This window comes from Kribbella pittospori (genome assembly GCF_004331465.1).
Lineage (GTDB): Bacteria > Actinomycetota > Actinomycetes > Propionibacteriales > Kribbellaceae > Kribbella > Kribbella pittospori.
Window position 1 is genome coordinate 698209 of the sequence record NZ_SJKB01000001.1, and the last position, 21792, is coordinate 720000.

A 21792-nucleotide genomic window follows, 5' to 3' on the forward strand; every position below is an offset into this window, starting at 1 on the left:
CGGGCACCTCAGTTTGTTGACCGCCGGGTCGTGAAGGTGCTCGTGGTGTCCTGACCGGTCTTGCGCCACTCCTGGGCGCTGTACCACTCGCCGGTCTTCTGGAACCGGTCGGCGGTCAGGCTGTCCAGGACGTAGGTGTTCTTGTCCAGCGTCACCTCGCCCAGCGGGATGGCCGCGCCGGCGTTCTGCACCATGCCGGTCGCGGTCGTCCCGCCGCGCATCGTCACCTGGTTGCCGGAGACGACGATGTCGCGGAGCACGTTCAGCCCCCAGGGACCGGAGCCGCGGGTGCGGGACTGGATCGAGATGCCGTTCACGTTGTCGGCGACCACGTTGTCGCGGACCTGGACATTCGACGACGTGTTGACGTTGATCCCGCCGCCGTCCCACAGCGACGTACCGGAACCGCGGCCGGTGCCGAGTCCGTTGCCGCTGATCGCGTTCTTCTCGATCACGCCGTTGCGGCCGATCTCGTACCGGATCCCGTCCGCCGCATTGTCGACAATCTGATTGGCGTTGAAGGTCCGGCCGTCGTCGTACGCGTCGCTCCACAGCCCGACGCCGCGGTTCAGCTTGATCAGGTTGCCGGTGACCCAGCCGCCGCTGGACCAGGTGGTCTTGATCCCGCCCGACTCCCAGTCCGCGATCCAGAAGCCGTCGGTGTTGTTGTAGCTCACCTCGTTGGCCGAGATGGTGCCCTTGAGCGTGCTGTACTGCCCGATGCCGAGCTGGCCGTTGGAGTGGATGAAGTTCTTCTCCAGGACCGCGCCGTCGGCGTTCACCAGCATCACCCCGACCGCGTGGTTCCAGCGGATGTCGTTGGCGATCACCCTCCAGCCCAGTCCGAGCACGACCGCGCCACCCTGCGGCGGCGTCGCGAAGTGCTCGATTGTCAGCCCGCGCACGATCACGCCACCGGCTGTCGACTGGATCGCGGTCTCGGTCTTCGACATCTCGACCGACCGGCCGCTCGGGTTGTCGCCGAGGTAGACGGCGTTGGCCGCGTAGTCGGCGTAGAAGGTGCCGGGAGCAACCTTGTCTCGGGAGGCCACGCGGGTCAGGTGTTTGCTGTTGAGGAAGACCTGCTCACGCAGGTAGCAGATGTTCGCGACGTTGTCCTCGCACTGCCCGGTCTGCGAGTACGCCGGCGGCAGGACTCCGGTGGTCACCCAGTCGCCGTTCGACGCGGTCCACTTGGTCAGTGGCACCGACCCGGTCAGTACGGCGCCCTGATCGCTGGCCAGCACCTGGTCGGCCTTCGGGTGGATGGTCTGCGTGATCCGGTGCCAGCCGGCCGTGAAGCAGAACGTCGTACCGGTCGGTGCTTCGTCGACGATCTTCGCGGCATCCTGCCCGGGCTTGATCGTGACGCCGCTGCACTTCGGTGCTTGCGATGGGCCGGAGGGGAACGCCGCATCTGCGGAGGGCGGCGTCGTCGGCAAACCCGGTGGGGGAGGCGTCGGTTGCACTCCGGGCAGGTGCAGCGGATCATCAGACGGCGCCGCAGGCAACAGGCTGTCCGAGGATGCCGCGGGCAACAGGCTGTCCGAGGGGGCCGCGGGCAACAGAGTCTGCGGCGCCAGGCTGAACTCGCCTTGCACCAAGACGTTGTCGCCGGGCTCGCTGTGCGCGGGCAGGGCTGTCGTGGCGGCGAAGGTGCCGACTGCAACGATCGCCACAACTGCGGTAGCTGTCTTCATTGCGGAGCCTCCGGGGGCACAGGTGGATCCTGAGCGCACCCTCCATGGCGCGGCTTCGAGACAGCAGACTACTACGTCAGGTAGTTATTGCAACACATTCCGCAGCACATTCTGTTGCACCCAGCCACAATCATGTTGCAATAGGCAATCGCCCGACTCCTTGCAAAGGGCAAGCGTTCGGGCGGCGTCACCGATCGGGTTCGTTCCCCTCGACCCGCACGTCCTCCCGCTTGAGCGCCTCCCGCATACCGTCCCGGACCGCCACCCGCACCACGTGGTAGAGGGCGTACAGGAACACGATCGTCAGGAAGACGCCGCCGAAGAACTCCATCCAACCCTCCACGCCTTGCACCGACCGGCCGTTGATCGACCCTAGATCACGTCCGGGGGCAGAAGGCCCGCGGACGGCTCAGTGGCTCAGTTGGCGAGGAAGCTGCCTACCAGGTCGAGGCCGGCGTTTTGCCAGCCGTCGGCGGTGAGTTTGCTGCCGAACATCGAGAAGCGCTTGGCGCCCAGGGCGTCGAGGACGTACTTGTTGCCGCTGAACACGACCTCGCCGGCCGGCACCTCGGCGCCGGTGTTCTTCACGATGCCGGTCGCCTGGGTGCCGCTGGTCATCTCGATGGTGTTGCCGCTGATGTTGATGTCGCGCAGCAGGTACGTGCCCCACGGGCCGGTGCCGCGGGTCCGGGACTGGATCGCGATCCCGTTGACGTTGCCCTTGACCACGTTGCCGCGGACGGTGACGCCGGACGAGGTGTTGATGTTGATCCCGCCGCCGTCCCACAGCGACGTACCCGAGCCGCGCCCGGTGCCGAAGCCGTTGTTGGTGATCGTGTTCTTCTCGATCGTCCCGTTCCGGCTGATCTCGTAGCGGATCCCGTCGGCGGCGTTGCCGATGATCTGGTTGGAGCTGATCACCCGGCCGTCGTCGGCGACGTCGGCCCACATACCCACGCCCCGGTTGGCCTTGATCAGGTTGCCGCTGACGGTGCCGGACGAGCGGGTCGACTTGATCCCGCCGGACTCCCAGTCGGCGACCCAGAAGCCGTCGGTGTTGTTCGAGCTGATCACGTTCTGCGTCACCGTGGCATCGGCCGAGCTGTACTGCCCGAGGCCGAGCTGGCCGTTGTTGCGGATCAGGTTCTTCTCGACCTCGGTCTTGTTCGCCTTCACCAGCATCACGCCGACGGCATGGTTCCAGCGCACGTCGTTCGCGGTGACCTTCCAGCCCGGGCCGGAGACCAGGGCACCGGCCTGCGGCGCGCTGGCGAAGTGCTCGATGGTGAGCCCGCGGACCTCGACACCGGTCGACCCGGACTCGATCGCGGTCGACGTCTTCGACATCTCGACCGAGTGGCCGGCCGGGTCATCGCCGAGGAAGATCGCGTTCGCGCCGTAGTCGGCGTAGAACGTGCCGGGCGCGACCTGGGAGGTGTTGCCGACCCGGGTCAGGTGCGCGCCGTCGAGGAAGAGCTGCTCACGCAGGTGGCAGATGTTCGAGACGTTGTCCTCACACTGCCCACTTGCGCCGTACGCCGCCGGCAGTGCGCCACGCACCACCCACGCCGAGCCGGACTTGGTCCAGCCGGTCAGCGGGACGGATCCGGTCAGTACGGCGCGAGCCGCGCTGGCCAGTGTCATGTTCGCCTTCGGCCGGATCGTGTCGGAGATCCGGTGCAGGCCGGCCGCGAAGCAGAACGTCGTCCCGGCGGGCTTGGCGTTGACGATCGACTGGGCGTCGTCACCCGGCTTGATCACCACGCCGCTGCAGGGACCGGCGAAGGCCGGGCCGGCGTCACCCTCGTCCGCCGTGGGGACCGTCGGGCCGGTGGGGGAGGTCGGCTCGGTGGTCGGCGGCTTGCTGGGCTGCGTGGTGGGCTGCTTCGACGGCAGCTTGGTGGTGGCCGTCGGCGACGACGTCGCCGGATGAGTGGCCGTCGGCTTGGGTGCGCGGTGTGAGGGGAGCACACCGGAAGCGGCTGTGTCACGCGTCGGACGTGACTTGGCGGCGGTTGTCGCGTTGTTCTCGTTGGCGATCACCGGGAGCGCGATCGTAACGACTGCCAGCGCAGCAGCGATAAGCGCTGCGAACCACAACTTCCTCAATGCACCCTCCGGGGTTGCGGTCCCTGAAACCAGGTGTAGCCACCGCGAGACTTAAGGTAGTGCCATGCGGGTCGCCATGTTGCACAACCGTTACCGGACCGGTCAACCCAGTGGCGAGAACACCGTTGTCGCGCAAACGGTTGATTTGTTGCGTAACTCAGGACATGAGGTCGACCTGTACGTGCGGAACAGCGACGATATCGCCGCGATGAGCCGAAAAGATCGCGCACTGTTACCGTTTCGCTCCGTATGGTCATTTTCGGCCGAACGCGATTTAACACTTCTATTGCAGGAAAATCGGCCCGATGTCGTGCACGTGCACAACACGTTCCCGCTGTTCAGTCCCTCGGTGCTGCGAGCGGCGTACCGGCTGGGATTGCCGGTGGTGGCGACGCTGCACAACTTCCGGCTGATGTGCGCGAACGCGGTCCTGCAGCGTGACGGCAAGCCGTGCGAGTCCTGTGTCGGCAAGCTTCCGTGGGCCGGCGTGGTGCACAGTTGTTACCGCGAGTCGCGCGTGCAGACGTTGCCGCTGGCCACGAGCATCGGCGTCCACAACACCTTGCACACCTGGCAGCGGTACGTGACCACTCTGGTCGCGCCGTCGGAGTTCGTCCGCGACCGGTATGTCGCCGGTGGCTTCGATCCCGAACTGTTCGTGGTGAAACCGCACGCAGTCCCGCACTCCGGGCAGGTTCGCAGCGGCGCCGGGGATGCGGTCGTCTTCCTCGGCCGCCTCGAGGACGACAAGGGGTTCGCGGATCTGTTGCAGGCCTGGGATTCCTCGCTCGGGAAGCTGATCGTCGTCGGCGACGGCACGCTCCGCGCGGAGGCAGAGCAGCGCGCCCGGGAAGACCTGTCGATTCAGGTGCTTGGTCAACTTCCCTGGGCCGACAGCATGGAAGTACTGCGGTCCGCGCGCGCCGCCGTCGTACCGGCGCGTTCGTATGAGAGCTTCGGACTCGTGGTTGTGGAGGCGTTCGCGCACGGGGTGCCGGTCGTCGCGTCCCGGCTCGGGGCGCTGGCCGAACTGGTGGACGACGGGGAGACCGGCGCGCTGACCGAGCCCGGCGACCCGGAAGGGCTGCGCAAGGCCCTGGGGTTGGTGACCGATCCCCGGACTTCGGTAGCCTTCGGCGAACGAGCCCGACAGGTCTATCTCAACCGCTTCACCCCGGAGCGCGACCTCGCGGCCACTGAGAGGATCTACACCGATGCGATCGCGCGGCACGCCGACGGCGGGCGGACGCGACGGGGACGCTGGGCGGACCGTGACTGACCGGTATAGTGCCGCTGACGCGGGGGGACGCGTCGTGTCGGGCCGTCGGGGCTCATCGAGAGAAGGCTCCTGTGTGGAGCCGCTGGGGGATCAGAGTTTGTCGCGGATCGGATTTCTGGCCGGAGTCTTCGACCTGTTCCACGTCGGGCACCTCGACGTGCTCGGACGGGCCGGGCAGGGCTGTGACCGGCTGGTCGTGGGTGTACTGACCGACGAGTGGGCGATGGACGCGTGGGGTGCGCGGCCGTTCGTGCCGCTGCCGGAGCGCATCCAGATCATCGAGCACCTGCGCTGTGTCGACGAGGTCGTTGTGGTGGACGGCGTACGGCCCGACTGGCTGACCGGTGTAGTAGGAGTACAGACCGTGTTCGCTGCGAGTGGTACCGACGGCGTGCTCGGCGTGGACGAACTCGACGGGATACCGGGCGAGTTGGTCAGCGTCCTGCCGGCCGGTCGCGGTTCCCGCAGCCCGATCCTGCGCGCCGCCATCGACCAGCGGCAGTCGCGCAGTTCCGTTGCATGACCGCCCTGGGTGATGTCGTCGGTCAGCTCTCGCGGGCGCAGAAGCCGTCCGCCGGGACACCGGCGTACTCGCGCTTCGTGAACCGGCGGATCGGCCGGGTCTTCGCGGCCGCGGCGTTCCTCGGCCGCCGTACGCCGAACCAGGTGAGCCTCGCGTCCGGCTTCTGCTCGCTGATCGGCATCGTGCTGGTGGCGACCGTCCGGCCGTCGCTCGGCCTCGCGCTGATCGTGACCGCGCTGCTGGTGCTCGGCTACGGCCTCGACTCCGCCGACGGCCAGCTTGCCCGGCTGCGCGGTGGTGGATCGCCCTTGGGCGAGTGGCTGGATCACATGATCGACGCGGTCAAGATCGTCCTCCTGCACAGCGCCGTACTGATCTCGTTCTACCGCTTCGATGCCTTCAGCAACGAGTCGCTGCTGCTGATCCCGCTCGGCTATGTCTGCATGTCCTCGGTGCTGTTCTTCGGACTGATCCTGATCGACCAGCTGCGCCGGCGTCACGGCGCGACCCAGCAGCCCAACCAGCGCGGCGATTCGGTGGTCAAGTCGTTGCTCATCGCACCGACCGACTACGGCGTGCTGTGCCTGGTGTTCCTGGCCTTCGGCACCCCGTCGCTGTTCATCGTGCTGTACGGCGCTCTGCTCGCGGCCAACCTGGTGTTCCTGGCGGCCGCGATCGCCAAGTGGTACCGGGAAATGGCCACCCTGCAGCCGGGGGTGGGCTGATGGGGATCGTCGGCTACGCGCCCGGTGTGTACGACATGTTCCACATCGGCCACCTGAACATCCTGCGCCGGGCCCGGGAGCACTGCGACCACCTGATCGCCGGGGTGGTCGAGGACGACGTGGTCGCGCGGATCAAGGGCCGGCCGCCGGTGGTTCCGCACGACGAGCGGATGGAGGTCGTCCGGGCGATCGGCCTGGTCGACGAGGTGGTCAGCGACTGGTCCAGCGACAAGTTCGAGATGTGGAAGCAACTGCGGTACGACGTCCTGTTCAAGGGCGACGACTGGAAGGGCACCGAGAAGGGGACCCGGCTGGAGCGGCTGCTCGGTGAGGTCGGTGCCTCGGTGCACTACTTCCCGTACACCGCGTCCACCTCGAGCACGGATCTGCGCAGGTTGCTGGAGGGGATGGGCTGATGCCGACCCGGCCGAAGGTCCTGCTCAGCGCGTACGCGTGCCGGCCCAAGGGCGGGTCGGAGCCGGGTGCGGGCTGGGCCTGGGCGAAGGCCGCGGCGCGGGACCACGACGTCTGGCTTCTCACCCGGGGCAAGTTCGCCCACGAGATCGCCGAGGAGCTCGCGATCCGGCCGGTGCCTTCGCTGACCGTCGTACCGCTGGAGCTGCCGAAGTGGGTCCTGCGGCTGCGGCGCCGTCCGGCCGACGTGTACTGGTACTACCCGCTGTGGCAGGGCCTGGCCCGGCGTACGGCGCGGCGGTTGCATGCGGAGCACTCGTTCGACGTCATCCATCACCTGACCTTCGCGGTCGACTGGATGCAGGCGGGCGTCGTCGAGGAGTCGTCCGCAAAGGTGATCTGGGGCCCTGTCGGCGGATCCACCACCGCGCCGCTGTCAATGGCGCACTGGCTCGGGCCGCGTGGCCTGGTGGCCGAGCTGGTACGGCGTACCTACACCGGCATCCGCCGTCGCCTGACCGGCCGGAAGCTGGCGCAGAAGGCCGACCTGATGGTTGCCCAGAACAAGGACGTCGCCGAGACGTTCCGCCCATACGCCCAGGAGATCGTCGTCCAGCCGAACGTCGCGATCCGGCGGTTCACCGCGTCCGGGCCCTACGAGCCGTTCGGTGCGCCCGGGGTGAAGACCGCACTGTTCGTCGGCCGGCTGATCCCGTGGAAGGGCGTGCTGCTCGGGATCAGCGCGCTGGCGCGTCCCGAGGCGGCGAACTGGGAACTGCGGATCATCGGCGACGGTCCGGACTGGGGACGTGCCGAGCACCTGGCCGAGCAGCTGGGTGTCCGCGACCGGGTCGAGTTCATGGGTCAGCTACCGCGCGAGGACGTACTGGCAGCAATGTTCCGCGCCGACGCACTCCTCGCCCCGGCCCTGCGTGAGGCCGCGGGCTGGGCCGTCACCGAAGCCCTGGCATCCGGTTGTCCGGTTGTCTGCCTGGATCGCGGCGGCCCGTCCGTCATCGTCGGACCAGAAGATGGTGCTGTCGTCTCGTGGCGTGGCGACGTGGTCGGCGAGCTCGCCAAAGGCCTCGCATCCCTGAAAGGCCGCATCACTCCGGTCGACCGCTGGGGGCCGGACCGCCTCCCCGATCTTCTGGCGAAGTGGTACACGCCGGCCCGCGTTTCGTCCTAGTCCTGGGCGGTCCTACCCGGCAGAGCGAGCATCCGGTCGAGCGCCAGCTTGGCGTACTTCTCGGTGTCGGCATCGACCGTGATCGGGTTGACCACGTGGCCGGCGACGAGGTTCTCCAGCGCCCAGACGAAGTGCGGCAGGTCGATCCGGTTCATCGTGGCGCAGTAGCAGACCGTCTTGTCCAGGAACACGATGTTCTTGTCGGTGTGCTGCTTCGCCAGCCGCTGCACCAGGTTGAGCTCGGTGCCCACCGCCCACGACGTACCGGGCTCGGCCGTCTCGAGGGTCTGGATGATGTACTCCGTCGAGCCGACCAGGTCGGCCTTCAACACGACGTCGTGCCGGCACTCGGGGTGGACGATCACGTTCACCCCTGGGACGCGCGCCCGTACGTCGTCGACCGACGCGGCGGTGAACCGGCCGTGCACCGAGCAGTGCCCGCGCCACAGGATCATCTTCGCCGCAGCCAACTGCTCACGGGTCAGCCCGCCGCCTGGCTTGTGCGGGTCATACACCACACACTCGTCCAGCGAGATGCCCATCTTCAGTACGGCGGTGTTCCGCCCGAGGTGCTGGTCGGGCAGGAAGAGCACCTTCTCGCCCTGCTCGAACGCCCACTCGAGGGCGGTGTCCGCGTTGCTCGACGTACAGACAGCACCGCCGTTGCGGCCGCAGAACGCCTTGATGTCGGCGCTCGAGTTCATGTACGTCACCGGCACGGTCACGTCCGCGACCCCGGCGTCCGCGAGTGCGTCCCAGGCCGCCTCGACCTGCTGGATCCGGGCCATGTCGGCCATCGAGCAGCCGGCCGCGAGGTCCGGCAGGATCACGGTCTGCTGGTCATTGGTGAGGATGTCGGCGGACTCGGCCATGAAGTGCACACCGCAGAACACGATGTACGGCGCGTCCGGCCGGGCCGCCGCGTCGCGGGCGAGCTTGAACGAGTCACCGGTGACGTCCGCGAACTGGATCACCTCGTCGCGCTGGTAGTGGTGCCCGAGCACGAACACCTGGTCGCCGAGCGTCGCCTTGGCCTTCAGCGCGCGCTCGACCAGGTCCGGGTCGGAGGCGGGAGGCAGAGCGCCGGGGCATTCGACGCCGCGCTCGGAGTGGGGGTCGGTGCTCTGGCCCAGGAACAGCAGGGGGAGGGACTTCGGGCCGTCCGCGATCGTCGTCACGTCGAACATCGTGCCATGCCGTATGCCCCTCGCCGCGTGGTGCACGTCACTGCCCAGACTGTGAAATCGGTACTCTCCGGTTGTGAAGATCGCAGGCCTCGTCCTCGCCGCCGGCGCCGGCCGCCGGATGGGCACACCGAAAGCGCTGGTCCGCGACCCCGACGGCCTGGCGTGGGTGGTCCGGACCGCCCGTCTGCTGGCCGAGGCCGACTGTTCTCCGGTCCTGGTCGTCATCGGCGCCGCCGCCGACCAGGTCCGAGCGGTCCTGGTTGACGAGCCCGTCCAGGTGGTCGAGGCAACGAACTGGGACGAGGGGATGGGAGCCTCGCTCCGAGAGGGTTTGAAGGCCGCACCGCAGGACGTCGACGGAGTGGTCGTCGTACCGGTGGATGTCCCGGGCCTGACGACCGTCGCCGTACGTCGGGTCGCGGGGAACAGGTCGGCGTTGATCCGAGCGGTGTACGACGGCCAACCGGGTCACCCGGTGTTCCTGGGCCGGGACCACTGGGACGGGATCATCGCAACTGCGCAGGGCGATAGCGGTGCCCGGGAGTATCTGCGGAAACATCAAGCAGAAAAGGCCGAATGTGCGGATGTCGCCGAGGGCGATGACGTCGACACGGTGGACCAACTGCCGGACGGACATTCCGCCGACTGAGCCTTGGCAACGGCGTTGCGGCTGCGAGATGCTGAAAAGATGAACTTGTTCGGTTCCGCGGCAGAGCTCGCCGAGCGGCTGCGCGGAACCGGATATCTGGCCGGCGACGGCCTGGCCACGGTCGGGTACCTGGCCCTCGCCCTGCACCGCCCGTTGCTGCTCGAAGGTGAGCCCGGCACCGGCAAGACCTCGCTGGCCGCCGCGATCGCCGAAGCCCTCGACCTGCAGCTGATCCGGCTGCAGTGCTACGAAGGCATCGACGCGACCCAGGCGCTCTACGACTGGGACTTCCCCCGCCAGATCCTGCACCTGCGCACGGTCGAGGCGACCAGCTCGGACCCGGCCGTCGAAGAGGTCGAGAAGTCGCTGTTCGACGAGCGCTTCCTGCTCGCCCGCCCGGTGCTGCGCGCGCTGCGGGAGAGCCCGGCGGTGCTGCTGGTCGACGAGATCGACCGCGCCGACGACGAGTTCGAGGCGTTCCTGCTCGAAGTCTTGTCGACGTACGAAGTCACGATCCCCGAACTGGGCACGATCACCGCCGAGACGCCGCCGATCGTCGTACTCACCTCGAACCGCACCCGCGAGGTTCACGACGCGCTGAAGCGCCGTTGCCTGTACCACTGGATCGACCACCCGGGCCTGGCCCGCGAGGTCGAGATCGTTCGCACCCGGCTGCCGGAGGTCTCGCACCGGCTGGCCGAGCAGGTGGCGCGCTCGGTGCAGCGGATGCGTGAGCTCGATCTGCTCAAGCCCCCCGGGGTGGCGGAGACGCTCGACTGGGCTCGCGCGCTCGATGCCCTCGGCACCGAGATCCTCGACGTGGAGACCGCGGCGGCGACGTTGGGTGCCGTGCTCAAGTACCGCGAGGACACCGACCGGGTGCGCGAATCACTGGATCGATTACTGGCGAGCTGAGGACAGATGACCGCACCAGATCTCGCGTTGGCCGGCTTCGCGTCGGCGCTCCGGCACGCGGGACTGGCAGTCACTTCCGATCGGGTGCACCTCTTCCTCCAGGCGGTCGCCACGCTCGACGCGGGCGTCACCGCGGACGTCTACTGGGCCGGCCGCGCCGCCCTGTGTTCGGGACCCGACGACACCGCCCGGTACGACGAGGTGTTCGCCGCGTGGTTCTCCGGAGAACGGTCGAACGGCGCGGCCCGGCGTACGACGACGCAGCCCTCGGTGCAGGCCGCCCTCGAGGTGGACGACAGTGCGGGAGGCGAGGACGGCGACCAGTCGTCGAACGCCTCCGCGAGTACGACGGAAGTCCTCCGGCACCGCGACGTCGCCGAACTGTCCGCGAGTGATCGGGCCCAGCTGAACCGCCTGTTCGGTTCCCTGCGCCCACGGATCCCGGTACGCCGTACTGTCCGGCGACGTCCATCGCATCGCGGCGACATCGATCCACGTCGGACGCTCCGGGCCCAGTTGCGGCAGGTCGGCGAGCCCGCCCGCGTCCACTACCGCCGCCGCGGCACGCGACCACGCCGGGTCGTCGTACTCGTCGATGTCTCCGGTTCGATGCGCCCGTACGCCGACAGTCTGTTGCGGCTCGCCCACACGATGGTCCAGCGAGCTCCGCGGTCGGTGGAGGTGTTCACGATCGGGACCCGGTTGACCCGGGTGACTCCGGCGTTGCGTCGAGGCGATGCGGAGTCCGCGCTGCGCTCGGCGGGAAACGTCGTACCGGACTGGTCGGGCGGCACCCGGCTCGGTGAAGTGCTCAAGGTGTTTCTCGACCGGTGGGGCCAGCGGGGGATGGCGCGCCGGTCGATCGTGGTGGTGTGCAGCGACGGTTGGGAACGCGGCGACACCACCTTGCTCGGTGCACAGGTGCAGCGGCTGGCCGCACTGGCGCATCGGGTGGTCTGGCTGAATCCGCATCGCGGCAAGCCCGGATACCTGCCGGTGCAGACCGGGATCGTTGCGGTGCTGCCCCATCTGGACGAACTCGTCGCGGGGCACAGCCTGGCCAGTTTTGCTGATCTCCTGGAGGTGGTTGCCGATGCGTGATGTGCTCGAGCGATTGATGGAGTGGTGGCGCGCGGGCGAATCGGTTGCCGTGGGCACTGTTGTCGCGACGTTCTCGTCGGCGCCGCGGTCGCCGGGTGCGGTGATGCTGGTCGGGCCCGAGGGCGAGGCGGTCGGCAGCGTGTCGGGTGGGTGCGTCGAGGGCGCCGTGTACCAGCTGGGCGAGGAGATCCTCGAGTCCGGCGAGTCGATGCTGCAGCGGTACGGCGTGAGCGACGAGTCGGCGTTCGCCGTCGGGCTCACGTGTGGCGGGATCATCGACATCTTCGTCGAGCGGGTCGATCGCTCGTCGTACCCGGAGCTGGGGGAGGTGGCGGCCGACGTCGAGGCCGGTCGGCCGGTCGCGGTGGCGACTGTGATCGCGCATCCCGATCCGGCCAGGGTCGGCCGGCGGATGGTGGTGCGCCCGGTCGGTCAGCCGACGGCGGGGACGCTCGGATCGTCGCGGGCCGACGACGCGGTCGCCGCCGACGCGCGCGGGCTGCTGGCGACCGGGCGGACGGAAACGCTGGAGTACGGGCCGGACGGGCAGCGGCGCGGCGAGGGGATGCGGGTGTTCGTGTCGTCGCACGCGCCGGTACCGCGGCTGTTGGTGTTCGGCGCGATCGACTTCGCTGCGGCGGTGGCGAAGCTCGGATCGTTCCTGGGGTATCGGGTGACGGTGTGCGATGCGCGGGCGGTGTTCGCGACGGCGTCGCGGTTCCCGTCGGCCGACGAGGTGATTGTCGACTGGCCGCATCGCTACCTGAAGGCCGAGGCGGAGGCCGGTCGGATCGACGGACGGACCGTCATCTGTGTGCTGACCCACGACCCGAAGTTCGACGTACCGCTGCTGGAGGTGGCGTTGCGGTTGCCGGAGCTGGCCTACATCGGGGCGATGGGCTCGCGGCGGACCCACGACGACCGGGTGAAGCGGCTGCAGGAGGCCGGGCTGACCGACGCGGAGCTGGCCAGGCTGGCGAGTCCGATCGGTCTCGACCTCGGCGGGCGGACACCGGAGGAGACCGCGGTCAGCATCGCCGCCGAGATCATCGCCCTGCGCTGGGGCGGTGCCGGCGACCGGCTGTCGGGGGTGGCAGGGCCGATTCATCACTGAACATCTCTTGTGGTGGACATCACAGGAGAGCAGGATCCAAACGGACGACTGTGCTCACTTCTGGAGGCGGGGCGATGACCCGGATCACGGTGAAGGTCGACGGAAGCAGTTTCACTGACGAAGTGGAGCCGCGCACGCTGCTCGTGCACTACCTGCGCGAGCAACTGGGGAAGACAGGGACCGTGGTCGGCTGTGACACCAGCAACTGCGGCGCCTGCACGGTTCACCTGGACGGCCGGAGCGTGAAGTCCTGCTCGCTGTTCGCGGTCCAGGCCGACGGTCACGAGGTGACGACGATCGAGGGCCTCGCCTCCAACGGGCAGTTGCATCCGATGCAGCAGGCCTTCCACGAGAACCATGCGTTGCAGTGCGGCTACTGCACGCCAGGCATGATCATGCAATCCCTCGATCTGATCGCTGACAATCCCGACCCGTCCGAGGACGACGTCCGGCTCGGGCTCGAAGGCAACCTCTGCCGGTGCACCGGCTACCAGAACATCGTCAAGGCCGTCCGCGCCGCTGCCGCTGCGGGAGGTCCGCAATGACCACCACCGAGGCACGCCCGACCGCGGAGGTCGGCAACCCGCGCCGGCGTAAGGAGGACGCCCGTCTCGTCACCGGCCGGACCCGCTGGACCGACAACATCGTGCTCCCGGGCATGTTGCACCTGGCAATGGTGCGCAGCCCGTTCGCCCATGCGCGGATCACCTCGATCGACACCGAGGCAGCTCGGGCCGCCACCGGGGTGGTCGCCGTACTGACCGGGGCCGACCTCGCCGACGAGCAGGGTGCGTTGCCGAACGCCTGGGCGATCGTCCCGGAGCAGAAGGCACCGGTGCACCCGTCGATGGCGGTCGACCACGTCGCGTTCGCCGGCGAGATCGTTGCCATGGTCGTGGCCCGGAACGCGGCCGAGGCGAACGACGCCGCCGACCTGATCGACGTGGACTATGAAGAACTACCGCCGGTCCTCGACCTGCGCCAGGCTGCTACCGACTCATCACTCGCGCACCCGGACCTGGGCACCAACGTGTCGGCGGTGTGGTCCTTCGACTCGGCCTCGGCCGGCACCGGTGGCGACGTCGAGGCCGCGATCGCGGCCGCCCGCGACGGCGGCATCCTGATCGAGAAGGAGATCCGCCAGCAGCGGCTGATCCCGGCGTTCATGGAACCGCGGTCGATTGTCGTCGATCCGACTCCCGAACAAATGACCGTGTGGTCGTCGACCCAGGTGCCGCACTTCGTCAAGATCTTCATCGCGCTCGTGCTCGGCATCCCGGAGAGCAAGATCCGGGTGATCGCGCCGGATGTCGGCGGCGGGTTCGGCGGCAAGCTCCAGTTCACGCCCGAGGAAGTGCTCACCGTCATCGCGGCCCGCCGGACCGGGAAGCCCTGTAAATACAGCGAATCCCGGTCCGAGTCGCTGATGGCCGCGCACCACGGCCGGGACCAGTGGCAGAAGCTGACGCTGGCCGCGACCAACGACGGTGACGTGACCGGCCTGAAGGTCGAACTGATCGCCGACATGGGCGCCTACCTCGGCCTGGTCACGTCGGCGATCCCGTTGCTCGGCGCCTTCATGTACAACGGGATCTACAAGTTCCCGTCGTACCACCTGAAATGCACGAACGTGTTCACGAACAAGACCTGGACCGACGCCTACCGCGGCGCCGGCCGGCCGGAGGCGACGTTCGCGGTCGAGCGGCTGATGGACGAGTTGGCCGCCAAGGTCGGGGCCGACCCGCTGGCGATCCGGGAGCGGAACTGGATCAAGCACGAGGAGTTCCCGTTCGCGACGGTGGCCGGGCTGAAGTACGACTCCGGCAACTACGAGGCCGCGACCGCGAAGGCCCGCGAGCTCTTCCGGTACGACGAGTTGCGCGCCGAACAACTGAAGCGGCGCGAGTCCGGTGACCCGGTCCAGCTCGGCATCGGCGTCTCGACGTACACCGAGATGTGCGGGCTGGCGCCGTCGCGGTGGCTCGGCTCGATGGGGTACGTCGGTGGTGGCTGGGAGCACGCGTCGATCCGGATGCTGCCGACCGGCAAGGTCGAGGTGATCACCGGCACGAGTCCGCACGGGCAGGGACACGAGACCGCGTGGAGCCAGATCGTCGCCGACCGGCTCGGCGTCGGCTTCGAGGACATCGAAGTACTGCACGGTGACACGCAGGTCGCGCCGCGCGGTCTGGACACGTACGGCTCGCGGTCGCTGGCGGTCGGTGGGATGGCGGTGCTCGCCGCGGCCGACCGGGTGATCGAGAAGGCCAAGCCGATCGCGGCGCAGTTGCTGGAGGCAAATGTCGACGACCTCGAGTTCTCCGGCGGCCGGTACGGCGTGCGCGGGACCGAGACCGGGATGACGATGGCCGAGCTCGCGTTCGCGGTCTTCCAGGGGCACAAGTTGGACGGCTCGATGGAAGGCTGCCTGGATGCGGACGCGACGCTGGATCCGGAGGACTTCTCCTTCCCGCACGGTACGCATCTGTGTGCGGTCGAGGTCGACACCGAGACCGGCGCCACCACGATCCGGTCGTACGTGAGCGTCGACGACGTGGGGGTTGTCGTCAATCCGATGATCGTCGAGGGCCAGGTGCATGGCGGCCTGGCGCAGGGCATCGCGCAGGCGCTGTTCGAGGAGGCCGTGCACGACGAGAGCGGCACGCTGGTGAGCGGCTCGTTCGTCGAGTACCTGGTCCCGTCGTCGGCCGACCTGCCGTCGTTCACCACGGCTCGGACCGAGACACCGTCGACGACGAACCAGCTCGGCGTGAAGGGAGTCGGCGAGGCAGGCACGATCGCCTCGACGCCGGCTGTCGTCAATGCGATTGTCGACGCCGTCCGTCATCTGGGCGTGTCGGACGTGCCGATGCCCTGTACGCCGTACCGGGTCTGGAAGGCCTTGCAGGAAGGGGCGCAGTCATGATCCCGGCAGCTTTCGAGTACTTCACGCCGTCGACGGTCGACGAGGCGGTCGCGCTGCTGCGGGACCAGCCCGACGCGAAGGTGCTGGCCGGTGGCCAGAGCCTGATGCCGGTTCTGCGGTTGCGCCTCGCGGCGCCCGAGACGATTGTCGACATCGGACGGATCGCTGAGCTGCAGGGCGTCCGCGACGACGGCGATGCACTGGTGATCGGTGCGATGACCCCGCACAGCACGGTGCAGGGCGATCCACTGGTCGGCGAGCACGCCCGGCTGGTGTCGTTGGCGACGGCAACGATCGCGGATCCGCAGGTGCGGCATCGCGGGACGTTCGGCGGTTCGCTGGCGCATGCCGATCCGGCTGGTGACCTGCCCGCCGTCGCGGTTGCTCTCGATGCGTCGTTCGTGATCGCCGGCCCGGACGGCCGTCGTACTGTCGCCGCTGCCGACTTCTTCGAGGGCGTGTTCAGTACGACGCTCGCCGACGACGAACTGCTGGTCGAGGTGCGGGTGCCGAAGTACACCGGCTGGGGCGCGCACTACGAGAAGTTCAACCGGGTCGCGCAGCAATGGTCGATCGTGGCCGTCGCGGCGGCGGTCCGGCTGGACGGGGACTCGATCGCGGAGGCGCGGGTCGGGCTCACGAACATGGGTTCGACCCCGATCCGGGCGACCGCGGTTGAGGCCGCGCTGGTCGGGCGGCCCGCGACGCCGGAGGCCGTGCGCGAGGCCGCGGCCCACGCGGCCGAGGGGACGTCTCCGGTGTCCGACCTCAACGGTGATGCCGACTATCGGCGGCATCTCGCGTCGGTGCTGACACGGCGTGCGGTGCTCGCGGCGGCGGGGACCGGATGAAGCTCGAGCACAAGTTCGTCGTACCGGCTCCCGTCGACGAGGCGTGGGTCGCGTTCAACGACCTCGGAAGGGTGGTGCCGTGTTTCCCCGGCGCCACCCTGACGTCGGCCGAGGGTGACGAGTTCACCGGCTCCTGCAAGGTCAAGCTGGGGCCGGTGTCCCTCCAGTACTCCGGCAACGGGACCTTCGTCGAACGCGACGAGTCCGACCATCACGCCGTGATCGAAGCCAAGGGCAAGGATCGCCGCGGCAACGGCACTGCAAGCGTCCGAGTAGTAGCCCGCCTGACCGCGGCCGACGCCACGTCCACCCAGGTCACCGTGGACACCGACCTGACCATCACCGGCCGCCCCGCCCAATTCGGCCGAGGCCTGATCCAAGAGGTCTCCGACCGCCTCCTGGACCAATTCACCACCTGCCTAACCACAACCCTCCAAACCACCACCACATCCACCGCGCCTGCGTCCGCAGCAACTCCCGCCCCATCCACCACCCCCGCGACTCCAGCGGCGTCCGCTCCCTCCACGACCCCCGCGACTCCAGCTACGTCCGCCCCGTCCACCACCCCCGCGACCTCGCCGGCGTCCGCTCCCTCCACCGAACCCACTGCCCAGGCCCAGCCCGCCGGCTCAGCCCAACCCACGGACCCAGCCCAACCCGCAGACGCGGCTCGCGCCGCCGGCCCCGACCAGCCCGGCGATCAACCCGCCAGCATGGGGCAGCCAGGTGCCCCGGCAGCACCCGCTACCGGCGCCGGTGCATCCTCCGCGACGGCGCCTGGTGGCGGCCCGGCATCTGCAGCCGGCACGGCATCGGCGTCCGACGCGACGGAGGCGTCGGCGTCAGGCGCCACCTCCGCGTCGGCGTCCGGCGCTGGTTCCGAGCCGGTGGAGCTCAACCTGGTGACGACCATGCTGCCGGTCCTCGCCCGTCGGGTCCGGCCCTACCTGATCGGGGCCGTGGTCGCGCTGGTCCTCCGGCGGTTGCTCCGTCGGTGAGTGGTCACGACTGGTCCGGTGTGGGTGGGCCGCCGGGGGGCCATTCGACTAGCTCGATGCGGTAGCCGTCGGGGTCTGTTACCCACGACGTCTTCGGACCGTCCGAACCTCCGGGTGATTCGGGAGCGCCGGGCTCCAGCCCACCAGCGGTCAGCCGGTCGACGGTTGCGCCGAGCGACTCGACCTCGATTGCCAGGTGGGCGAACCCACCAACGACGACCGGCCCGTCGGCGGGGCGGTGCACGAGTTCGAGTGATACGGCCGACTCGTCGGGCAGCTTCAGCCAGACCAGGCTCGACCCGTCGTCGAACGGCATCGTGGCGAGCTCGGCGTACCCCACAGTCCGGTAGAAGGCGAGCGAACGCTCGAGGTCACTCACGCGCAACGCGAAGAGGATCGTCTTCATGTTGACAATCCAACCGGCGGCACCCACGCACGTCAACGAACGCCGTGGGAGAGGATGTCGGCATGCGAGTGCTGATTGCGCCGGACAAGTTCGCGGGCACGTTGACGGCCGTCGAGGCGGCCGCGGCGATCGAGGAAGGGTGGCGGCGGCGGGATCCACAGGCCGAGGTGCTGGTCGCGCCGATGGCCGACGGCGGTCCCGGGTTCATCGACGTACTGTCCGCGGTCGTCGACGGGACGCTCCTGTCGGTGACCGTCCGCGGCCCGCTGGGCGACGACACCCCAGCGACCGTTCTGCTCGCGGGCGAAACGGCGTACGTCGAGACCGCGCAGGCGTGCGGCCTGCACCTGGTGGAGCCGAAGCAGCGCCGCCCCGAGGACGCGACGACGTACGGCGTGGGTCAGCTGATCGCGGCCGCGGTCGAGGCCGGTGCGAAGCGGATCATCCTCGGACTCGGCGGCTCCGGGACGAACGACGCCGGCGCCGGACTGCTGGCGGCCCTCGGTGCCACCGCGACCGGAGGCTCCCTGGACGCCGGTGCCACCGGGCTCGCGGAGCTGACGGCCGTGGACCTGGAGCCGGCGAGGGAGCGGATGGCCGGGATCGAGTTCGTCGCGGCGAGTGACGTCGAGAACCCGATGCTCGGACTGCGAGGCGCGACCAACATCTTCGGCACCCAGAAGGGCATCACCGACGAACGCAAACCGGCGGTCGACGGCTGGCTGACACGGTTCGCCGAGCTGGCCGGCCGGAAGACCGCCGACCAGAAGGGCGCAGGTGCCGCCGGTGGTCTCGGCTACGCGCTGCTTCTCCTCGGCGCCGAGCGGATCTCCGGCATCGACCTGGTCGCCGACCTGACCGGCCTGAAGGAGAAGGCATCGAGGGTCGACCTCGTGCTGAGCGGTGAAGGCGCGTTCGACTTCCAGTCCCGCGACGGCAAGGTGATCGCCGGCGTCGCTAAGGTCGCGAACGACGCCATGCGCCCGTGCGTCGTTCTGGCCGGCAAGGTCCAGATCGGTTCCCGCGAGATGCGCACGATGGGAGTCGAGTCGGCGTACTCGCTGGTCGACGCGGTGGGGGAGGAGCGCGCCTTCGCCGACCCGCACGGTTCGTTGGCGGCGGTTGCAGAGCGTGTCGCCCGGACCTGGGCGCGCTGATCACCCTGCGACCGGGGTTGTTGATCCTGGAAATTGGTGTGCGACCATGGGAATGGTTCCGGATCGGCGCTTGTTGGTCCGAAATGACAGCGGACTTTCCGCGCACGGTTGCCTGCCCACACGGCAGCCGGGCGCTCACGAGATGACTGGAGTCAGGAATGACTGAAGCGCAGACCGAGCAGACCGTCGCCACGGGTGTTCTCCTCACCGACGGGGCCGCCGCCAAGGTGAAGGCGCTGCTCGAGCAGGAAGGCCGCGACGACCTCGCGCTGCGGGTCGCCGTGCAGCCGGGCGGCTGCTCCGGGCTGCGGTACCAGCTGTTCTTCGACGAGCGTCAGCTCGACGGTGACGTGGTGGCCGACTTCGGCGGCGTGAGCGTGGTGACGGACCGGATGAGCGCGCCGTACCTGAAGGGCGCCTCGATCGACTTCGTCGACACGATCGAGAAGCAGGGATTCACGATCGACAACCCGAACGCCACTGGCTCCTGCGCCTGCGGCGATTCGTTCAACTGAGCCTCCTGCGAAGCCCCCGGCACCTGTTGGTGCCGGGGGCTTCGTCGTGTCCGGACGCGGTCCGGCGACACGCCGCCTGACCTGCACAGACCAGGGGTACGCCGAGCGGGTGAACCAATCGTTTGACTACGGTGGAGGGGCTGAGCACCCGGCGTAGCACCCCGATCACTCCGGGGTTCCAAACCGTGGGAGGTCGATCGATCCGCCGTGTGGGACTACATCACCGAGCGTCATTCGCAGTTGCTCTACCAGAGCTATCAGCACCTGAGCCTGGTCATCCAATGTGTGGTGCTCGCCACGGTGATCGCGGTCGCGCTCGCCGTCGTCGTCCACCGCAACCCTCGCATCGCCGCCCTGGCCGGAGGGATCAGTGCGGTCGGCCTGACCATCCCGTCGTTCGCGTTGCTCGGCCTGCTGATCCCGCTCGCCGGCATCGGCACCGCCACGTCGGTGATAGCGGTCACGTTCTACGCCTCGCTGCCGATCCTGCGTAACGCGGTTGTCGGCCTGGCCGGTGTCGACGCCACCCTGATCGAGTCCGCCCGCGGCATGGGCATGGGCGCCACCCGCACTCTGCTGCGGATCGAACTGCCGCTGGCGTGGCCGGTCATTCTCGCCGGTGTGCGCGTCTCGGCGCAGATGTCGATGGGCATCGCGGCGATCGCGGCGTACGTGCTCGGGCCCGGCCTGGGCAGTTTCATCTTCACCGGACTCACCCAGATCGGCGGCGCGAACGCGCTCAACTCCGCTCTGGTCGGCACCCTCGGCGTGGTGCTGCTCGCTCTGATCCTGGACGCTGTGCTGCTGTTCGTCGGCCGCCTGACCACCTCGAGGGGAATCCGTGTCTGAAACCACCGTGACCGAGAGCAGCGACAGCACCGAAGTCAGCGGTGTCGACATCGAACTGACCGACGTCGTCAAGCGGTACCCCGGGCAGCGCAAGCCTGCCGTCGAGGGACTGTCCCTGCACATCCCGGCGGGCGAGATCGTGATGTTCGTCGGACCGTCGGGGTGTGGCAAGACCACGTCACTCAAGATGATCAACCGGCTGATCGAGCCGACGTCCGGCAGCATCCGGATCGGCGGCGAGGACGTCAGCCGGCAGAACGACGACGATCTGCGCCGACGGATCGGGTACGTGATCCAGGGTGGCAGCCTGTTCCCGCACATGACGGTCACGCAGAACATCGCGCTCGTCCCGGGCCTGCTCGGCTGGGACCGGAAGCGCACTGCCGAGCGCGTGGATGAGCTGCTTGAGCTGGTCGGCCTCGATCCGGAGCGCTACCGCGGCCGGTACCCGCGCGAGTTGTCCGGCGGTCAGCAGCAGCGGGTCGGAGTGGCCCGCGGGCTGGCCGCGGATCCGCCGGTGATCCTGATGGATGAACCGTTCGGCGCGGTCGATCCGATCACCCGGCAGCGCCTGCAGGACGAGCTGCTCAGCATCCAGGAGGAACTGCGCAAGACGATCGTCTGCGTCACCCACGACTTCGACGAGGCGGTCAAGCTGGGGGACCGGATCCTGATCCTGACCGAGGGCGCGAACATCGCGCAGTACGACAAGCCGGAAGCGATCCTGGCGAACCCGGCCGACCGGTTCGTCGCGGACTTCGTCGGCGCGGGCGCGGCGTTGAAGCAACTGACTTTGAGTCGGGTCAGCGAGATCGAGCTGAGCCTGCCGACCGTCGCCGAGGTCGGTGATTCCGCTCCCGACGTACTGCGTGCTGCGCAGTCCGCCGGCGACGACTCGGTCGTCGTACTGGATGGACGACGCCGGCCGGTGGACTGGATGTGGACCAGGGACCTGTCGGATGTCGACAAGGTGCCGGCGCCGCCTGAGGACAGTGATCTCGTCACCATCGATCGCCGTGCGACCCTCAACGACGCGCTCGACACCATGCTGGTCTCGAGCCACGGCTGCGCTGTCGTCACCGGGCGACGGGACGAGTACCTCGGCGTTGTCGACTTTCAGGCGGTGCTGGCCCGGATCCAGGACGGCACGAATCCGGAGGCGGAAGAGGTAGCGACGTGACCGCG

22 protein-coding genes are annotated in these 21792 nt (G+C 68.7%); 17 read left to right on the forward strand and 5 right to left on the reverse strand.

Translation table 11 applies throughout. The annotated features are described in order from the left end of the window. Nucleotides 1-8: 8 nt before the first annotated feature. The 3 genes from E0H73_RS03200 to E0H73_RS03205 form a co-directional block, all read right to left on the reverse strand. Nucleotides 9-1700, reverse strand: a complete 1692-nt coding sequence (locus E0H73_RS03200; protein WP_131350921.1) for a right-handed parallel beta-helix repeat-containing protein — start codon at nt 1698-1700, stop codon at nt 9-11. Between the two features lie 187 nt (nt 1701-1887). Continuing rightward, nucleotides 1888-2031, reverse strand: coding sequence for a DUF6019 family protein (locus E0H73_RS45735; RefSeq protein ID WP_165555471.1), 144 nt, complete (start codon nt 2029-2031; stop codon nt 1888-1890). An 86-nt stretch (nt 2032-2117) separates the two neighbouring features. Further along, the gene (locus E0H73_RS03205; protein ID WP_238163776.1) at nt 2118-3743 is read right to left on the reverse strand and encodes a right-handed parallel beta-helix repeat-containing protein; all 1626 of its coding nucleotides are present in this window, start codon (nt 3741-3743) and stop codon (nt 2118-2120) included. Between the two features lie 130 nt (nt 3744-3873). Between E0H73_RS03205 and E0H73_RS03210 the strand changes: the two genes are divergently transcribed. The 5 genes from E0H73_RS03210 (at nt 3874) to E0H73_RS03230 (ending at nt 7939) form a co-directional block, all read left to right on the forward strand. After that, entirely contained in the window at nt 3874-5088 is a 1215-nt protein-coding gene (locus E0H73_RS03210) for a glycosyltransferase family 4 protein (protein WP_131350924.1), read from the forward strand. Nucleotides 5089-5161: 73 nt separating this feature from the next. Beyond that, nucleotides 5162-5611 carry an adenylyltransferase/cytidyltransferase family protein gene (locus E0H73_RS03215; RefSeq protein WP_238163777.1) on the forward strand — a complete coding sequence of 150 codons (450 nt, stop codon included), beginning with the start codon at nt 5162-5164 and terminating at the stop codon, nt 5609-5611. Next, nucleotides 5608-6336 carry a CDP-alcohol phosphatidyltransferase family protein gene (locus E0H73_RS03220; protein ID WP_131350930.1) on the forward strand — a complete coding sequence of 243 codons (729 nt, stop codon included), beginning with the start codon at nt 5608-5610 and terminating at the stop codon, nt 6334-6336. Before E0H73_RS03215 ends, E0H73_RS03220 begins: the two co-directional genes overlap by 4 nt. Then, on the forward strand, nt 6336-6752 hold the full coding sequence (locus E0H73_RS03225) for an FAD synthase family protein (protein WP_131350933.1): 417 nt from the start codon (nt 6336-6338) through the stop codon (nt 6750-6752). Before E0H73_RS03220 ends, E0H73_RS03225 begins: the two co-directional genes overlap by 1 nt. Further along, nucleotides 6752-7939: a glycosyltransferase family 4 protein gene (locus E0H73_RS03230; protein WP_131350936.1), complete on the forward strand. Its 1188-nt coding sequence runs from the start codon at nt 6752-6754 to the stop codon at nt 7937-7939. The genes E0H73_RS03225 and E0H73_RS03230 overlap by 1 nt, the downstream gene beginning before the upstream one ends. On the opposite strand, the gene nadA is transcribed toward E0H73_RS03230, so the two are convergent. Next, complete coding sequence (gene nadA / locus E0H73_RS03235) at nt 7936-9117, reverse strand: quinolinate synthase NadA (RefSeq protein WP_131350939.1); 1182 nt, start codon at nt 9115-9117, stop codon at nt 7936-7938. The two genes, E0H73_RS03230 and nadA, sit on opposite strands and share 4 nt — an antisense overlap. 82 nt (nt 9118-9199) lie before the next feature. Between nadA and E0H73_RS03240 the strand changes: the two genes are divergently transcribed. The 8 genes from E0H73_RS03240 (at nt 9200) to E0H73_RS46495 (ending at nt 17680) form a co-directional block, all read left to right on the forward strand. Further along, nucleotides 9200-9775: a nucleotidyltransferase family protein gene (locus tag E0H73_RS03240; protein WP_165555473.1), complete on the forward strand. Its 576-nt coding sequence runs from the start codon at nt 9200-9202 to the stop codon at nt 9773-9775. 39 nt (nt 9776-9814) lie between these two features. Continuing rightward, complete coding sequence (locus tag E0H73_RS03245) at nt 9815-10690, forward strand: AAA family ATPase (RefSeq protein WP_131350942.1); 876 nt, start codon at nt 9815-9817, stop codon at nt 10688-10690. A gap of 6 nt (nt 10691-10696) precedes the next feature. Beyond that, nucleotides 10697-11791 carry a vWA domain-containing protein gene (locus E0H73_RS03250; protein WP_131350945.1) on the forward strand — a complete coding sequence of 365 codons (1095 nt, stop codon included), beginning with the start codon at nt 10697-10699 and terminating at the stop codon, nt 11789-11791. Beyond that, entirely contained in the window at nt 11784-12905 is a 1122-nt protein-coding gene (locus E0H73_RS03255; RefSeq protein WP_131350948.1) for an XdhC family protein, read from the forward strand. Before E0H73_RS03250 ends, E0H73_RS03255 begins: the two co-directional genes overlap by 8 nt. A gap of 74 nt (nt 12906-12979) precedes the next feature. Beyond that, nucleotides 12980-13450 carry a (2Fe-2S)-binding protein gene (locus E0H73_RS03260; protein ID WP_131350951.1) on the forward strand — a complete coding sequence of 157 codons (471 nt, stop codon included), beginning with the start codon at nt 12980-12982 and terminating at the stop codon, nt 13448-13450. Further along, complete coding sequence (locus tag E0H73_RS03265) at nt 13447-15831, forward strand: xanthine dehydrogenase family protein molybdopterin-binding subunit (protein ID WP_131350954.1); 2385 nt, start codon at nt 13447-13449, stop codon at nt 15829-15831. Before E0H73_RS03260 ends, E0H73_RS03265 begins: the two co-directional genes overlap by 4 nt. Next, a complete protein-coding gene (locus E0H73_RS03270; protein ID WP_131350957.1) occupies nt 15828-16682 on the forward strand; it encodes an FAD binding domain-containing protein in 855 nt (284 codons plus the stop codon). Before E0H73_RS03265 ends, E0H73_RS03270 begins: the two co-directional genes overlap by 4 nt. Then, a complete protein-coding gene (locus E0H73_RS46495) occupies nt 16679-17680 on the forward strand; it encodes an SRPBCC family protein (RefSeq protein ID WP_202867178.1) in 1002 nt (333 codons plus the stop codon). Before E0H73_RS03270 ends, E0H73_RS46495 begins: the two co-directional genes overlap by 4 nt. A gap of 4 nt (nt 17681-17684) precedes the next feature. Here the strand turns inward: E0H73_RS46495 and E0H73_RS03285 are convergent, their stop codons facing one another. Beyond that, nucleotides 17685-18086 (reverse strand): VOC family protein, encoded by a 402-nt coding sequence (locus E0H73_RS03285; protein WP_131350960.1) that lies wholly within the window; start codon nt 18084-18086, stop codon nt 17685-17687. 62 nt (nt 18087-18148) lie between these two features. Between E0H73_RS03285 and E0H73_RS03290 the strand changes: the two genes are divergently transcribed. The 4 genes from E0H73_RS03290 (at nt 18149) to E0H73_RS03305 (ending at nt 21787) form a co-directional block, all read left to right on the forward strand. Further along, complete coding sequence (locus tag E0H73_RS03290; protein WP_131350963.1) at nt 18149-19243, forward strand: glycerate kinase family protein; 1095 nt, start codon at nt 18149-18151, stop codon at nt 19241-19243. Between the two features lie 158 nt (nt 19244-19401). Beyond that, nucleotides 19402-19758 (forward strand): HesB/IscA family protein, encoded by a 357-nt coding sequence (locus E0H73_RS03295; protein WP_131350966.1) that lies wholly within the window; start codon nt 19402-19404, stop codon nt 19756-19758. Nucleotides 19759-19965: 207 nt separating this feature from the next. Continuing rightward, nucleotides 19966-20607 carry an ABC transporter permease gene (locus tag E0H73_RS03300; protein WP_131350969.1) on the forward strand — a complete coding sequence of 214 codons (642 nt, stop codon included), beginning with the start codon at nt 19966-19968 and terminating at the stop codon, nt 20605-20607. Beyond that, nucleotides 20600-21787, forward strand: a complete 1188-nt coding sequence (locus tag E0H73_RS03305; RefSeq protein WP_131350972.1) for an ABC transporter ATP-binding protein — start codon at nt 20600-20602, stop codon at nt 21785-21787. The genes E0H73_RS03300 and E0H73_RS03305 overlap by 8 nt, the downstream gene beginning before the upstream one ends. The last annotated feature ends 5 nt before the right edge of the window (nt 21788-21792 follow it).